Source organism: Aeromonas sp. FDAARGOS 1408 (genome assembly GCF_019048665.1).
In the GTDB taxonomy this organism is placed as follows: domain Bacteria; phylum Pseudomonadota; class Gammaproteobacteria; order Enterobacterales; family Aeromonadaceae; genus Aeromonas; species Aeromonas dhakensis.
The window spans coordinates 2,230,148-2,245,698 of record NZ_CP077394.1 but is presented as its reverse complement, the minus strand read 5'-3'; the positions used below and the strand labels follow the sequence as shown (position 1 = coordinate 2,245,698).

12 protein-coding genes are annotated in these 15,551 nt (G+C 61.7%); 4 read left to right on the top strand and 8 right to left on the bottom strand.

Annotated features, from left to right (window positions below; all coding sequences use genetic code 11):
- Window positions 1-54: 54 nt before the first annotated feature.
- Window positions 55-1,353: a PAS domain-containing methyl-accepting chemotaxis protein gene (locus tag I6L38_RS22725; RefSeq protein WP_005302254.1), complete on the bottom strand. Its 1,299-nt coding sequence runs from the start codon at window positions 1,351-1,353 to the stop codon at window positions 55-57.
- Between the two features lie 326 nt (window positions 1,354-1,679).
- On the opposite strand from I6L38_RS22725, the gene fabV reads away from it, so the two are divergent.
- The 3 genes from fabV (at window position 1,680) to I6L38_RS10320 (ending at window position 6,576) form a co-directional block, all read left to right on the top strand.
- On the top strand, window positions 1,680-2,873 hold the full coding sequence (gene fabV / locus I6L38_RS10330; protein WP_043169820.1) for an enoyl-ACP reductase FabV: 1,194 nt from the start codon (window positions 1,680-1,682) through the stop codon (window positions 2,871-2,873).
- 163 nt (window positions 2,874-3,036) lie between these two features.
- Window positions 3,037-4,512: a YfcC family protein gene (locus I6L38_RS10325; RefSeq protein WP_043169818.1), complete on the top strand. Its 1,476-nt coding sequence runs from the start codon at window positions 3,037-3,039 to the stop codon at window positions 4,510-4,512.
- Window positions 4,513-4,944: 432 nt separating this feature from the next.
- Window positions 4,945-6,576 (top strand): mechanosensitive ion channel family protein, encoded by a 1,632-nt coding sequence (locus I6L38_RS10320; RefSeq protein WP_216989526.1) that lies wholly within the window; start codon window positions 4,945-4,947, stop codon window positions 6,574-6,576.
- A 130-nt stretch (window positions 6,577-6,706) separates the two neighbouring features.
- Here the strand turns inward: I6L38_RS10320 and I6L38_RS10315 are convergent, their stop codons facing one another.
- Window positions 6,707-7,921: a pyridoxal phosphate-dependent aminotransferase gene (locus I6L38_RS10315; protein WP_005302243.1), complete on the bottom strand. Its 1,215-nt coding sequence runs from the start codon at window positions 7,919-7,921 to the stop codon at window positions 6,707-6,709.
- 380 nt (window positions 7,922-8,301) lie between these two features.
- On the opposite strand from I6L38_RS10315, the gene I6L38_RS10310 reads away from it, so the two are divergent.
- A complete protein-coding gene (locus I6L38_RS10310) occupies window positions 8,302-8,514 on the top strand; it encodes a DUF1653 domain-containing protein (protein WP_010633639.1) in 213 nt (70 codons plus the stop codon).
- Window positions 8,515-8,571: 57 nt separating this feature from the next.
- Here I6L38_RS10310 and I6L38_RS10305 read toward each other — a convergent pair whose 3' ends face one another.
- The 6 genes from I6L38_RS10305 to I6L38_RS10280 form a co-directional block, all read right to left on the bottom strand.
- Window positions 8,572-8,835: a GrxA family glutaredoxin gene (locus I6L38_RS10305; protein ID WP_010633640.1), complete on the bottom strand. Its 264-nt coding sequence runs from the start codon at window positions 8,833-8,835 to the stop codon at window positions 8,572-8,574.
- Window positions 8,836-8,977: 142 nt separating this feature from the next.
- Window positions 8,978-10,414, bottom strand: a complete 1,437-nt coding sequence (dacB, locus tag I6L38_RS10300) for a D-alanyl-D-alanine carboxypeptidase/D-alanyl-D-alanine-endopeptidase (RefSeq protein ID WP_201881226.1) — start codon at window positions 10,412-10,414, stop codon at window positions 8,978-8,980.
- A gap of 124 nt (window positions 10,415-10,538) precedes the next feature.
- Complete coding sequence (locus tag I6L38_RS10295) at window positions 10,539-12,299, bottom strand: DEAD/DEAH box helicase (RefSeq protein ID WP_201881228.1); 1,761 nt, start codon at window positions 12,297-12,299, stop codon at window positions 10,539-10,541.
- 113 nt (window positions 12,300-12,412) lie between these two features.
- Entirely contained in the window at window positions 12,413-13,450 is a 1,038-nt protein-coding gene (locus I6L38_RS10290) for an HlyD family secretion protein (RefSeq protein WP_005302227.1), read from the bottom strand.
- Between the two features lie 2 nt (window positions 13,451-13,452).
- Window positions 13,453-13,785, bottom strand: a complete 333-nt coding sequence (locus I6L38_RS10285; RefSeq protein ID WP_005302225.1) for a DUF3302 domain-containing protein — start codon at window positions 13,783-13,785, stop codon at window positions 13,453-13,455.
- A gap of 288 nt (window positions 13,786-14,073) precedes the next feature.
- Window positions 14,074-15,495 carry a carbon starvation protein A gene (locus I6L38_RS10280; protein ID WP_010633644.1) on the bottom strand — a complete coding sequence of 474 codons (1,422 nt, stop codon included), beginning with the start codon at window positions 15,493-15,495 and terminating at the stop codon, window positions 14,074-14,076.
- Window positions 15,496-15,551 lie beyond the last annotated feature (56 nt).

Below are 15,551 nucleotides of genomic sequence, written 5' to 3'. Positions count from 1 at the left end.
GACAAAGCAAACAGGCGACGCACCGGCGTCGCCTGTCTGTTGTGGGCGAAATGGCTAGATTGAGAGCCCTTTGACCGTCTCCGAGACGGAGTTGGCGTCCTCGATGATCTCCTGAATGACGCCGGCGATGATGTCGGCCTGGGCCTGACCTGCCATCGCCTTGTCCGATACCACAGAGACGGTCTGGGTGATCCTGGAGGTGATGTCAGAGTTAAGCCGGATGACGGAGACAATCTCGCCGGTGGAGGTGGAGGTTCTGGCCGCCAGCTGGCGCACTTCATCGGCCACCACCGCAAATCCGCGCCCCTGCTCGCCGGCGCGGGCCGCCTCGATGGCGGCGTTGAGCGCCAGCAGGTTGGTCTGATCCGCGATGCTGCTGATGGTGGAGATGATGGACTCTATGCTTCTCGACTGCTGGTTGAGGTTCTCTATCTGCCGGGTGACCTCGCTGACCGAACTGTTGATGTGGGCCGAGGTTTCCAGCACCTTGTCGATCACCTCCCGTCCTTTGGCGGCGCTCGAAACGGTCTCACCGGCGATGGCGCAGGCTTTCTGGGCCGCCTCGCGCACCGAGATGGATTTCTCCACCCGCTCGCTGATGTCGCTCGCCAGCTTGATGATCTTCACCACCTTGCGCTCGTGGTTGAAGATGGGGTTGTAGGTGGCCTCCAGCCAGATCTTCTCGCCGTGGCGGCCGCGGCGCATGAAGAGCCCGGACTGGATGGCGCCGGATCCGAGATCCCGCCAGAAGTTGGGATTCTGCTGATAAAACTCCTCGTCACAGAACATGCGGTGGGGCTGACCCACCACCTCGTCCAGCCGGTAGCCAAAACAGTGCAGGAAGTTCTGGTTGGCGGTGATGACGGTGCCATCGGGCTGGAAGTCGATGACGGCCAGTGACTTGTCCAGTGCCGTCAGCAGCGCCTGGGTGCGCTCCAGGGTGGATTGTTGCTCGCTGACGTTGGAGGCGACCTTGGCCACCTTGCTCACCTTGCCATCGAGGAGGATCGGGAAGTAACTGGCTTCGAGCCAGACCGCCTTGCCCGATTTGGCCTGACGAATGAAGCGGCCGCTGCGCGACTCTCCCCGCCGCAGCTCCTGCCATAGCTGCTCGTATTCCCGGGTGTTGACATCGTCGGGGAAGCAGAGGGAGCTGTGGTGCTTGCCGATCACCTCCTCCCGGCCGTAGCCCACGATGGCGAGAAAGCGATCGTTGACGAAGGTGATGACCCCCTCCGGGGTGAATTCGATATAGGGCAGCCGTGACTGGATGGCTTGCTCAAAGGCGCCGAGTGCTGCGATCTTTGCCGCTTGTTCACTCTTGTCGTGATTTCCCGTGCGATTCCAAAACATGGCGGAGCTCCTTGTTAAGACCCCTGTGAGGCTCTTCATGACAATAACCGACCGTCTGAATACTAGTACAGGTTCTTTGGCCATCGCCTTGGCCATTGGGGGGAACTGCTTGTTTTGTCGTTATTTATTGTTCCATGCGGGTGAGCGGCAACAGGGGGGAACGGGGCAAGTCCGCCTGAGGGCGTGACGGTAGGAGGGGCGGCGGCGGTTTTTGTCCCTCCATTTGCTCATTTTCCCTGCGATTCAACACATCAGAGCACCTTATCGCGGCAAGATGAGGTATCTTATGCCCCGATTTCATCCATCAAACGGATAAGAGACAACACATGATCATCAAACCCAAGGTTCGCGGCTTTATCTGCACCACCACTCACCCGGTCGGTTGCGAAGCCAATGTTCGTCGTCAGATTGCCTATACCCAGGCCAAGGGCACCATCGAGAATGGTCCCAAGAAGGTGCTGGTGATCGGTGCCTCCACAGGTTATGGCCTGGCGTCTCGCATTGCCGCCGCCTTCGGCTCCGGCGCCGCCACCCTCGGCGTCTTCTTTGAAAAAGCGGGCAGCGAAACCAAGACCGGTACCGCCGGCTGGTACAACTCCGCCGCCTTCGACAAGGCCGCCAAAGAGGCAGGTCTGTACGCGAAAAGTGTCAACGGCGATGCCTTCTCCAACGAATGCCGCGCCAAGGTGATCGAGCTCATCAAGCAGGATCTGGGTCAGATTGATCTGGTGGTCTACTCCCTGGCCTCTCCGGTGCGCAAGATGCCGGAAACCGGTGAAGTGGTGCGCTCCGCCCTCAAACCCATCGGCGAGGTCTACACCACCACCGCCATCGACACCAACAAGGATCAGATCATCACCGCCACCGTCGAGCCGGCGAACGAGGAAGAGATCCAGAACACCATCACCGTCATGGGCGGTCAGGACTGGGAGCTGTGGATGACCGCCCTGCGCGATGCGGGCGTGCTGGCCGACGGCGCCAAGTCCGTGGCCTACTCCTACATCGGTACCGACTTGACCTGGCCAATCTACTGGCATGGCACCCTGGGCCGCGCCAAGGAAGATCTGGACCGCGCCGCCGCCGCCATCCGTGGCGATCTGGCTGCCAAGGGCGGCACCGCCCACGTGGCCGTGCTCAAATCCGTGGTGACCCAGGCATCAAGCGCCATTCCGGTGATGCCGCTCTACATCTCCATGGCCTTCAAGATCATGAAGGAGAAGGGCATTCACGAGGGCTGCATGGAGCAGGTGGATCGCATGATGCGCACCCGTCTGTACGGCGCCGATCTGACGCTGGACGAGCAGGCCCGCATCCGCATGGATGACTGGGAGCTGCGCGAAGACGTACAGCAGACCTGCCGCGACCTGTGGCCGTCCATCACCAGCGAGAACCTCTCGGATCTGACCGACTACACCGGCTACAAGCAGGAGTTCCTGCGCCTGTTCGGTTTCGGGCTGGACGAGGTGGATTACGACGCGGACGTGAATCCGGACGTGCAGTTCGACGTGGTCGAACTCTGAGTCTGACCCAAGTGAAAATGGGGCCCCGCGGGGCCCTGTTTTTTTGGCAAAAATACCGCCAGGTTGCGAAATTTTATTATCCGCGATCACCTTTTTCCCATATCAAACCCGCTAGTCTGGCGGTGATCGGATCACATGACGGCATTGCCGAGGTACGGAAGCTATGACCACTCCAAATGATGCGCCCAAGAAGCGCCAACTCCCCACGGTTTACACCCTGCTTTTCATCATCATCGCCCTGATGGCGGCCCTCACCTGGGTGCTGCCGGCGGGCAAATACAACTATGTGACCGCCAAGAGCCAGCAGCCGGTGGCGGCGGCGGCCGTGGCCGATTACAGCGGCGATGAGCGGCTGTTGCCAGTGCCAGGCAGCTACACCGAGCTCCCCTCCCAGCCACAGGGGCTATTCGATGTGCTCAAGGCACCCATTCAGGGCTTTCACAAGGCGGCGGACGTGGCGCTGTTCGTGCTCATCATCGGCGGCTTTCTGGCGGTGACCATGCAGAGCGGGGCGCTGGATGCCGGGGTGGGGGCCATCGTCCGTGCCTTTGCCGGGCGCGAGCGGCTGCTCATTCCGGTGCTCATCGCCCTGTTTGCCCTCGGCGGCTCCACCTTCGGCATGGCGGAGGAGACGGTGGCCTTCTGGGCGCTGATCGTGCCGGTGATGATGGCGGCGGGCTTCGATCGCATGGTGGCGGCGGGGATCATCCTGCTCGGCTCCGGGGTCGGGGTGCTCGCCTCCACCGTCAACCCATTTGCCACCGGCATCGCCTCCGGTTTTGCCGGTATCCCCATCGGTGAGGGGATTGGGTTGCGGGTCATCCAGTGGCTGCTGCTGGTGATCTTCGCCTCCTGGTTCGTGATGCGCTACGCCAGGCAGGTGCAGCAGGACAAGTCCCGCTCCGTGCTGGCCGACATCGCCTATGACGACGAGTTCTCCCAGATGAAGAGCGGCAACCTCGCCTTCAGCGGCAAGCAGAAGCTCACCATGCTGGTCTTCTTCGGCACCTTCTTGCTGATGATCTATGCGGTGGTGCCCTGGTCCGATCTGGGTATCGACCTGCTGCCCACCCTGGGCTGGTGGTTCGACGAGCTCTCCACCCTCTTCTTCAGCGCCTCCATCCTGATCGCCTTCATAAACCGGATGCCGGAGTCCAACTATGTGGCGACCTTCCTGAACGGGGCGCGGGATCTCATCGGGGTGGCCCTAGTGGTGGCGGTGGCACGCGGCATCTATGTGGTGATGGAGCACGGCGTCATCATCGACACCATCTTGCACTGGGCCGAGGGGCTGGTGAGCGGGCTCTCCTCGTCGGTGTTCATCCTGATGGCCTATCTGGTGCACATCATCCTGAGCTTCTTCATCCCCTCCACCTCGGGGCTGGCGACCGTCTCCATGCCGCTGATGGGGCCGCTGGCGGACTTCTCCGGTATCTCGCGGGATCTGGTGATCACCGCCTATCAGTCCGCCTCCGGCTGGATCAACCTGTTCGCCCCCACCGCCGCCCACCTGGTGGCGGGGCTGGCGCTCGCCAGGATCCCCTACGATCGCTTCGTGCGCTGGGTACTGCCCTTCATCATAGGAGTGGCCCTCATCACCATGGTGGTGCTGGTGGCCGGGGCCCTGCTGCAGGGGTGATAAGCAGACCGCCGTCTCGATGAAACAGGGCCGCTCAACCGGGGTTGAGCGGCCTTGTTGTTTACTCATGTCGCGCAGAGCAGGGTGAAAGGCCGCCGCTGGCTCGCCACCTTGACGCGCGATGGATCAGGAAGGGGACGTCATGGCGTTCATTTTTATGCGTGCCTCTGGCAGCATATCAATATGAGTCCTGACTGAGGCGCCAGACCGGCGAAGTGAGCACAGTGGCAGAATGCGATGTCGCCCCTTTCGCCGCCTCGACTGCAGTGCTATTACTGCTGGTGATCTTTGTTATGACTCGATTTTTTGCAAACGAGGGCGATGAGCCCTATGTGTCATGGATGACGCCAGGAGAGGGATAGGGGGACGTTGCCCCGTCCGTTGCCGAATGTGGTCATCATGATGAAACCTGACGGTCACGAGGGAGAGGTTATGGGGCACAGAGGGATCATCAGGCTGGCAGGGATGCTGCTGGCCCTGCTCATGGTCGATAGCGGGTGGGCGGCGGAGCCGAGACTGGAGCCGACCGAGCAGGAGCAGGCCCAGACCCTGACCCTGTTTCACGAACCCATAGTGATGCTGCAGGCGAAATTCGGTCGCCTGGACGGAGCGGCCCGGGTGCGGATCGTCAAGGAGCGGGTAAGGCAGTTGCAGCCCGAGGATCTGACCCATCCGGTGACCGTGGTCAGCTCGACCCGTCTCGGTCAGGAGGCCAGGGAGTTCAGGCTCAATGACAAGCACCTGCTGGTGTTGCTGGAAAAGGATCTGGAGTGGCTCGATGAGCTGACCCTGGATCAGGCCGCAGAGCGGGTGCGGCTGCGGCTGGAAAATGTCCGGGTCAAGGTGCTGGAGCTGCACTCCAACACCTACCTGCTCAAGGCGGCGGGCAAGACGCTGCTGGTGACCCTGCTGTTTCTGATGGTGGTGCAGCTGCTGCGGCGGGGGCACCAGCGGGCACGTCGCTGGTTTGCCAATCAGCTGCTGCAGCAAAAGGGGCTGATCCCCCATCAATGGCGCCAGGTGCTCGGCAACCTGGAGATCCGCGTCATCGGCGTGCTTACCTGGCTGGTGATCCTGCTGCTCACCTATGGCTGGCTCACCTATGTGCTGGGGCTGTTCCCGCATACCCGGATCTGGAGCGATCAGCTGGGCTCCTCCCTGCTGGAGCTGTGCAGCAACATCCTGGGCGGGATCATCGCCGCCATGCCGGGGCTGGCGACCGTGCTGGTCATCTTCGTGCTGACCAAGCTGTTCATCCGCATGCTGGCGGTCATCTTCGCGCGCATCGAGCGCGGCCATTTCCGGGTGCAGGGGCTGCACTCCGAGACGATAGGGGCGACCCGCCGTCTGCTCTCGGTGGTGATCTGGCTGTTTGCCCTGACCGTCGCCTATCCCTATCTGCCGGGGGCGGATTCGGACGCCTTCAAGGGGGTGAGCGTCTTCTTCGGTCTGATGGTGACCCTGGGCTCGGCCGGGATCATGAACCATGCCATGAGCGGCCTGGTGCTGATCTACTCGCGGGCCCTGCGGCCGGGGGATCTGGTGCAGATAGGGGAGGTGGAGGGGGTCGTCACCGAGCTGAGCGCCCTCTCGACCAAGCTGGTGACGCGCCACGATCACGAGGTGACCCTGCCCAACGCCGTGGTGGTGGGGGGCAAGGTGACCAACCTGAGCCGACTGGCAAGCGACAAGGGCATTGCCCTGCTCACCAAGGTCACCATCGGCTATGACACTCCCTGGCGTCAGGTGCACGCCATGCTGGAGCTGGCGGCCAGGCGCTGCCAGCTGATCAATCAGGAGCAGGCCCCGCTGGTGCGTCAGCTCAATCTGCAGGACTGGTATGTGGAGTACGAGCTGCAGGTACGGATGAAAGAGGGGCTGTTGCCCGGCCCGGTCAGAACCGAGCTGCACGGCCATATCCAGGATGTGTTCAACGAGTTCGGGGTGCAGATCATGTCTCCCAATTTCGTGGCTCAGCCAGAGCAGGCGGTGCTGGTGCCCCGCGAGCAGTGGTATCAGGCTCCTGCCGTGCCGCCTGCCGAAGTGGCCACCGGGGAGAAATAGTCCACAACGCGGGCCTTGCGACGGGACTCTCTCGCCATAAAAAAATCCGAAGCGGTGCAGACCGCTTCGGATTTTTTATGGTCGGCCTGCTGCTGGCGAGCAGCAGGCCAGGGCAGACGCCGCGTTGCGGTTACTGCTTGTAGCCCTTGAGGAAGCGGGCGAGGCGGCCGATGGCCTCTTCCAGCTCCTCTTCCCGGGGCAGGAACACCAGTCGGAAGTGATCCGGCGCCGGCCAGTTGAAGCCGGTGCCCTGCACCAGCAAGAGCTTCTCCTGCTGCAGCAGGTCGAACACCATCTTCTGGTCGTCGCGAATGTCATACACCTTGGGGTCGAGGCGCGGGAACATGTAGAGCGCCCCCTTGGGCTTGACGCAGGAGACCCCGGGGATCTCGTTCAAAAGCTCCCAGGCCTTGTCACGCTGGCGGCGCAGGCGCCCGCCCGGCAGGATCAGCTCGTTGATGCTCTGGTAGCCGCCAAGGGCGGTCTGGATGGCGTGCTGCATCGGCACGTTGGCACACAGCCGCATGGAGGCCAGCATCTCCAGCCCCTCTATATAGCCTTTGGCACGGCCCTTGGGCCCGGTGATGACCATCCAGCCCTGACGGAAGCCGCAGGCACGGTAAGCCTTGGAGAGGCCGTTGAAGGTCACCACCATCACATCGTCGCACAGGGTACAGACGCTGGTGTGGGAGATGTCGTCGTAGAGGATCTTGTCGTAAATCTCGTCGGCGAAGATGATGAGGTTGTGCTGGCGCGCGATCTCGATCACCTCCAGCAGGAACTCGCTGCCGTAGACAGCGCCGGTCGGGTTGTTGGGGTTGATCAGCACCAGGCCGCGGGTGCGCGGGGTGATGCGGGCGCGGATGTCGTCGAGATCCGGATACCAGTCGGCCCCTTCGTCGCAGCGGTAGTGCACCGCATGGCCGCCGGAGAGGGTCACTGCCGCGGTCCAGAGCGGGTAGTCAGGGGAGGGCACCAGCATCTCGTCGCCGTTGTTGAGCAGCGCCTGCATCGCCATCACGATGAGCTCGCTGGCGCCGTTGCCGATGTAGATGTCGTCGATGTCGACCTTGCGCATTCCCTTCTGCTGGTAGTACTGCATCACCGCCTTGCGGGCGGAGAAGAGCCCCTTGGAGTCGCAGTAGCCCTGGCTCTGGGGCATGTTGAGGATCACATCCTTGATGATCTCTTCCGGCGCTTCGAAGCCGAACGGAGCCGGGTTGCCGATGTTGAGCTTGATGATGCGGTGGCCTTCGTCTTCGAGACGGCGAGCTTCTTTATGCACCGGGCCGCGGATGTCATAGCAGACATCGTCGAGCTTGTGCGACTTGTCGATTGTGAACATGGTGACTGTGATTCCTTCCCCATGGGGACGCGTTGGCGAAAAAGGCGTTTTTTAGTATCAAATTTCTTTTCCCCTATTCTTCACAGAATTGAATGCTAGAACAATCCTCTTTTTAGTAGAATTCCCTGATTTTTAGCCCTGAAACAGGGTTGCTAAAACGTTAAATTCAGCACGATCGTTTGTGTGAACCAAGGTTATCCAGTGAAAGATGAGGGGCTCATTAACAAAGCTACCCGACTGTGTTGAAATATTCACGCTCGCTGGCACGATTGGCTTGCGTGAAAAATGCCGTTCTTTTTGCCCACGGCGGCCAAAAACAGGAGCTGACGCGTGCTGTCAGGCCTGCCCGGGCCCCGTACCTACACCATGGAGAAGTCATCATGCAAGCCCCCGCCGCCGGTCGTTATCGTCACTTCAAGGGTGGTTATTATCAGGTGCTGACCCTGGCCCTGCACACCGAGACCGGGGAGCAGCTGGTGGTCTATCAATCGGAGCAGGATGGCGCCGTCTATGCCCGTCCCGTGGTCATGTTCATGGAGTGGATCGAGCATCAGGGTCAGGTGGTGAGCCGCTTCAGCCCGGTGGCGGAGTGACGCCGGGGAACGACCATGAAAAAAGGCGCCTGATGGCGCCTTTTTTACAACGTGAACTTACTGGTAGAGACCCAGGTTCTCTTTGGCATAGGCTTCGAAATCGGTGCAGCCACCGATGTGCTGTTCGTCCAGGAAGATTTGCGGCACGGTATTGACCGGCTTGCCGGCGCTCTTGGCCAGATCTTCCTTGGTGATGCCCTCGGCGTGGATGTCCACGTAGCGGAATTTGAAATCGTCACGCTGTTCGACCAGTTGCTCGGCAATCTGCTTGGCACGGACACAATAGGGGCAACCGGGACGACCAAAAATCACTGCAAACATGTTCTCTCTCCATTCATTTGAGGCTGGGCACAGGATAGCCCCGCCTCGTGGCTAGTCAAAGTGGAAATTGTCGATACGGCCGTTCGCCATCTTCGATAAGGCGCACTGCGCCGGCCGTCATCGTCACTCACCTCGCAGCGGATCACCCCTCATCGGCGATCTGGATCGGCTGCTGCTGGTAGATGCTCTCCAGCACCCCTTTCTCGAACACGGTCCAGGGCCAGGGGGCCTTGCTGGCGCGGTAGCGCTCGTGGGTGGCCGGATCCTGCGACAGGCCGCGCTGGAACATCACGAACGCCTTGCGCTGGCCGCCGGCGGTGTCGATGAAGCCCACCAGGTTGGAAGTGCCGGTGATGGTGCCGGTCTTGGCATGCACCTTGTTCTTCATCATGGGGGCGGTAACGCTGCGCCGCCAGGCCAGGGTGCCGTCCACCTGGGAGCTTGGCAGCAGCTTGATGAGGCCGAGCTCCGCATCATTTTTCTGGATGAAGTTCAGCACCGACAGCATCTGGCGGGCACTGATGAGGTTGTGGGCGGAGAGACCCGAGCCGTCGGCCAGGGTGGCGTTGCCCAGATCGATGCCGTTCTTGGTCAGGATGGCGCGCACCGCCATGGTGCCGCTGCGATAGCTGCCCGGCTTGTTGTAGTAGTGACGACCGACGGTCTTGAGGAAGGTATCGGCGTAGAGGTTGTCCGATTTCTTCAACATCTTGGCCAGCATCACCGGCAGGGAGACCGAGTAGTGGGTACCCAGGGTCTCGGCATTGTCCGGCGACTTGTGGGTAACACGCAGCAGGCCGTCATGCTTGATGCCGGCCCGGTCCATGGCCCAGCGGATGTTGTCCCAGCCCCAGGCTTCCACGTCATGGATGGCGAAACGCAGCCCCTGCGGATCCTTGTTCGGGGTGATGCAGCCCTTGAGCTCGTAGAAGTTGCCCTTGGCCATGTCCACTTCCAGTGCGCAGAACTGGCGTGCCATGTCGGCGTAGCTCATCACTTCGACGTTGTCGGCACCGACCCCGATGGGGACCCCGGTGGCCACGTTGCCCACCGCCGGCTTGCCGATCTGGGTGGCGGTGATGGTGGCGTAGGCGCAGTTCTTGTCGATGATGACCGAGGAGACGGGCGCGGCGAAGCAGAGGGTCTGATCCCCCCAGGACCAGCCGTTGCCGCGCTCGTAGCCGTTGTAGGCGCCGGTGTTGACGTAGACGTTGCCCTTGATCTGGTTGACCCCGAGCTGCTTGAACAAGGCCAGCAGATCCATCCGTGACAGGGTGGGGTCGCCGACGAAGTTGATCCAGATATCACCGTTGATGACATTGCCCTGCTTGGCGCCAGGCTGGGCCTGGATGTCGGTGGCGAAGCGGAAGTCGGCGCCGAGCTCGAGACGGGCCGCCAGCGCGGTGAGCACCTTCATGGTGGAGGCGGGGGCGATCATCTGATCCGCATGGCGGGCAAACTCGATGCCGTTGTTGCCCTGCACCACGATGGCGTACTGGCCCCCCTGGGGGGGCGTCAGCGGGGCGGCCTGGGCCGCCAGGGAAAAGAGAGCACAAAAACCAATCAACAGCCGCTGCATAACATCCTCTAACGTGACGAAGGGGCCCGGCAGTGGGCCGGCCCTGATAACTCAAACCTTGTTGTACCCGCCGATACCGGAACGGCCGTGGCAAAGCAATTCATACGCCTTATGCCGGTCGCCATCACGCCAGTGAATTGGCGGTGCGATAGCGACCCTCATAATCAAAAATCTTCTCTTTTATCTGCCAGAAGTGCCCTGACTTGCGGGCGATGACAAAATCGGGGTGGCGAAACTGATGTTCCACCGCCAGCACGCTCGCCAGGGTGGCAAATTCGGGCTCCAGCCCCGGGGCGGGCCAATGATGACGCACAAAGTGCTGTTGAAACAAGCGCCGTGCGCCTGCCGAGTGAAATCCGAAGTACTCATTGAGGGTGAGACCATCCTCGTCGTGATAGACAACCTCCAGCCGCTCCCCCTGTTTGCCGCGCCCGGCCGTCAAGGTCAGCCCTGCGCAGCGGATCACCATGCAGTCCTTGAGATTGAGTGCCTCCTTGAGCTTGTCGTCAGGGTCCACCAGCAGTTGATCGCAGCTCTGGCAGCGGCGGGCGGCGATGTCGTTTTCACTGCCGCAGGCGGGGCAGATCTTGGCGCGAAAGCGGTAGTCGCACTCCTCGCGGTTGCCCTCGTCATCTTCAAACAGCCCCTGACAGCGGCGGCCGTAGTGCTCGATCACCTTGCCATCCTCGTCGGTCTTGCCCCAGAAGGTGTTGGCAAAGCCGCAGGCGGGGCAGGGCACCTGCACCGGCTCGGTGCCGGCATGGGGTCTGGGCTCCCCCACTTCGGGAGCGAACAGGTTGAAGTTGTTGCCGGCGTAGTCGAGCACCAGACAATCAGTCTTGCCGGGCGACAGGCGCAGGCCCCTGCCCACGATCTGCTGGTAGAGCGAGACCGACTCGGTGGGGCGCAGCATCACGATGAGGTCGACGTGGGGGGCGTCGAAGCCGGTGGTGAGCACCGCCACGTTGACCAGGAATTTGAGCTCGCGCGCCTTGAAGGCGCTGATGAGGGCATCGCGCTCCGGCCCCGGGGTGTCACCTGTGATGAGGGCCGCCTGCTCCCCTCTGGCACCCAGCAGGCCGTGAATTTCCCGGGCATGCTCGACGGTGGCGGCGAAGATCATCACCCCCTGCCGCTCGCGGGCATACTCCAGTACCTGGCTCAGGATATGGGGGGTGACCCGCTCCTGACGCTTGAGCTCGCCGTTGAGATCCGCCTCGCTGAAGAGGCCATTCTCCCGCGGTACCAGCCGGCTGAAGTCGTAGTGGACGATGGGGGCATCCACCATGCGCGGCGGCGTCAGATAGCCATTTTTGACCATGAAGCGCAGCGGCAGCTCGAACACGCAGTCGCCGAACAGCCGCTCGCCGTGGCTCTTGACCATGCCGTGGTAGTGGCGCCGGTAGATCCAGCCCAGACCGAGTCGATAGGGGGTGGCGGTGAGGCCGAGGATCTTGAGGGCCTGATTGGCGGCCTTGAGGTGGCCTAACACCTGATGGTACTGGCTGTCATCATCGAGCGAGACCCGGTGGCACTCGTCGATGATGAGCAGCGAAAAAGCGCCGTCGAAGGCGTCCAGATTGCGCGCCACCGACTGCACCGAGCCGAACACCACCTGGGCGCTGGCCTCCTTGCGATTGAGCCCGGCGGCGAAAATGTCGGCCTGGAGGCCCCAAGCCTCGTACTTGGCGTGGTTCTGCTCCACCAGCTCCTTGACGTGGGCCAGCACCAGCACCCGGCCACGCGCCTTGCGGGCCAGCTCGGCGATCACCAGACTCTTGCCGGCCCCGGTGGGCAGCACCACCACGGCGGGATCTGGGTGCTTGCGAAAGTGGCTGATGACGGCGTTGACGGCGTCGGTCTGGTAGGGTCTGAGAACGAACATGCAGGCTGGGTACATCGACGAGGGGCGGAGCAGGGTGGCGCCATTATAGGGAACTTGGCGCCAAAAAACAGCGGGCCGGCATGGTGCCGGCCCGCTGGCTGCGTCGTTGCGGCTTAGTGGAAGGGGAAGATGTAGTTCATCCAGCTGGCCATGCGCAGCAGTACCTTGCGCATGATGGCCACGTGATGGAAATGCTTGGTGTAGATGGCAGCCTGACCGCTGGAGCCGGCTATCACCTGATACTCCTGCCAGCGTGGGTCGGTGATCTTGATGCGCACCGGCAGGCGGCCGGGGATCACCGCCGAGCTCTGGTCGATCAGCGCGGCATTGGCCTGCACGTTACCGGAGGCGATGGCGGGGATCACCGCTTCTACTTCACCCTTGAAGATCTTGCCGGGGATGCCGTCGATGACTACTTCGGCCTCGTCCCCCACCGCCAGGCGCTGCATGCTGTTTTGCCAGAACCAGCCGACGTAGGCGTTGTCGTCCTCGTGGATGAAGGTCATCACAGGGCGATACATGAAGGGAGTGGCGATCATGCCCGGGCGCAGGGCCAGCTGTACCACATGGCCGTCGCTCGGGGCATAGACCACGGTCTGGTCGAGCTGATACTTGGCTTCGCGCAGTTGGGCCCGTACATCGTCCAGGGTGGCTTGCTGCTGATCGAGCTGGGCGACCAGATCGTCGACATTGGCCTGGGTCACGTCCAGATCGCGCTGCTTGCCGATGCCGCGGCGCATCAGCTCGGCGGCGCGATCCCGGTCGAGCTTGGCCGAGCGCATGCGCGCCTCGATGGATTTGAGGTGCTCCTCGTTGGAGCTGACCCTGGCCTCCAGGCTCGCGGCGCGCTGGCGGAACGGCTCGTCGTCGATACGAAACAGCACGTCACCCTTCTTCACCTTCTGGTCCGGCTTGACCGCGACCTCGCTGACCCGGCCCTTGACCAAGGGAACGATGGGGGTGGAGACGTAGTAGTTGCGAGCCATCTCGGAGTAGGGGTGGTTGTAGTTCATCAGCATGATGAGGGTGCCGATGAGCAGCACGCCGCCCAGCACGGCGGTGGGCACGGTCCACTTGTTGAGCGGGATGCGGAAGATTTTGAAGACAGCTACACAGATGGCGGTGTAGGTGAGTACCAGCAAGAGATCCATGATCACTCCTTCTCTTGGGTCAGCTGATCGAGGCGGCTGCGCAGGGCGGCGACCTCATCCTTGAGCTCGGCGAGATGCTTCTCGTCGCGCTCGATACGCTGGGTAAAGCCCCAGCCCCGATCCTCCCGGTAGAGGGTCGCCCAGATCCATAGGAAGGGCCACAGCACGTGCAGGGTAAACAGGCTGACCCAGCCGGCCACGTGAATGGCATCCTGATGGGGATGCTGACGATGCTTGGCTATTTCATAGGGAATGTCGTGAATGACGATGACCCCGTAAAAGATGACCAAACCCACAAAAAAAAGCAGACCAAGAGCAAAATAATCGAGTGTCATTTATGCCTCCACCGGCGTGACGCACAGCATTGTCATTGGATCCCGGGTTCTGCAACACAACCAGCAACCGGGTTTCCATCCTGTTGGGCCCGAAATCTTAAGCAATCTTGTTGTACTGAAGCTTAAGTGGCTTCGAAATCGTCAAGATAGATGACGGTATTATTGGGGCGAGTCCATAAAGTCGTATCCATGACAAGGACTTACGCAGGGAGTATGGCATCAGTGAGGGGAAATTAGCAGCAAAAAAAGGAGCCTTTATGGCTCCTTTTCTGACATGTTTGGCGTGGATCAGCTTTCGCTGGCCTTGCCGATCAGGGCGGGTCTGAACTTCATCAGGAAGGCGACGGTCACCACCAGGGTGCTGGCCAGACCGATGAGGGTGGAGACGCCCATCTCCAGTCCGAACCCGATGGGGGCGTTGGCCAGATAGGTGAACACCACGGCGGTCATGAACATGGCCGGCAGGGTGCAGACCCAGTGCAGCTTGCCCTCTTTGGCGAGGTAGGCGGCGGCAGCCCACAGCATCATCACGGCGGTGGTCTGGTTGGCCCAGCCGAAGTAGCGCCAGATAACCCCGAACTCGGCCTTGGAAATGATGAAACCGAGGATGAACATGGGGATGGCGATGAGCAGTCGCTTGGCCATCGGCTTCTGGGTCAGGTTCAGGAAGTCCGCCACGATGAGGCGGGCGCTGCGAAACGCAGTGTCACCGGAGGTGATGGGCAGGATCACCACGCCGAGGATAGCCAGGATGCCGCCAACGGTGCCGAGCAGGCTGGTGGAGACCTCGTGCACCACGGCAGAGGGGCCGCCGCTGGCCAGGGTGGCGTTGAGCGCTTCTGTGCTGTCGTAGAAGGAGAGCCCCAGGGTGCACCAGATGAGGGCGATGATGCCTTCACCGATCATGGCCCCGTAGAAGATGAAGCGGCCGGATTTCTCGTTTTGCATGCAGCGCGCCATCAGCGGGGACTGGGTGGCGTGAAAGCCGGACACGGCGCCGCAGGCGATGGTGATGAACAGCAGCGGCCAGAGCGGCAGCTCGGTCGGGTGCAGGTTGGAGAAGTCCATCCCGGTGTTGTAGAAGCCTTTGCCGGAGACGATGAGGCCGATGATGAGGCCGACCGACATGAACACCAGCAGGGCGCCGAAGATGGGGTAGAAGCGGCCGATGATCTTGTCGATGGGGACTATGGTCGCCAGGATGTAGTAGGCGAAGATGGCCACAATCCAGTAGACCAGGTCGGTGGAGGTGAGGTTGGCCAAGAGGCCCGCCGGGCTCAGCACGAACACCACGCCCACCAGCATCAACAGCACCACGGCGAACAGGTTCATGAAGTGCTTGGCGGCGGTGCCCAGGTGCTCACCGACCACGGTCGGTACAGAGGCGCCCTTGGCGCGTACCGACAGCATGCCGGAGAAGTAGTCGTGAACCGCGCCGGCGAAGATGCAGCCAAACACGATCCACAGCATGGCGACCGGGCCGTAGAGGGCACCCAGGATGGGGCCGAAGATGGGGCCGACGCCTGCGATGTTGAGCAGCTGCACCAGGTAGACCTTCTTGTCCGACATGGGGACATAGTCCACCCCGTCCGCCATGGTGATGGCGGGGGTTTTCAGCTCGGGTTTTGGCCCGAATATCCGCTCGATGAATTTGCCGTATACGAAGTAGCCGGCTATCAGCAAGCCGACACAGAGGAAGAACCAGATCATTGCTACGCTCCTGCTTTGTTATTTTTTGGTGTGCGCGGCCAGTGTAGGGGCTTGCA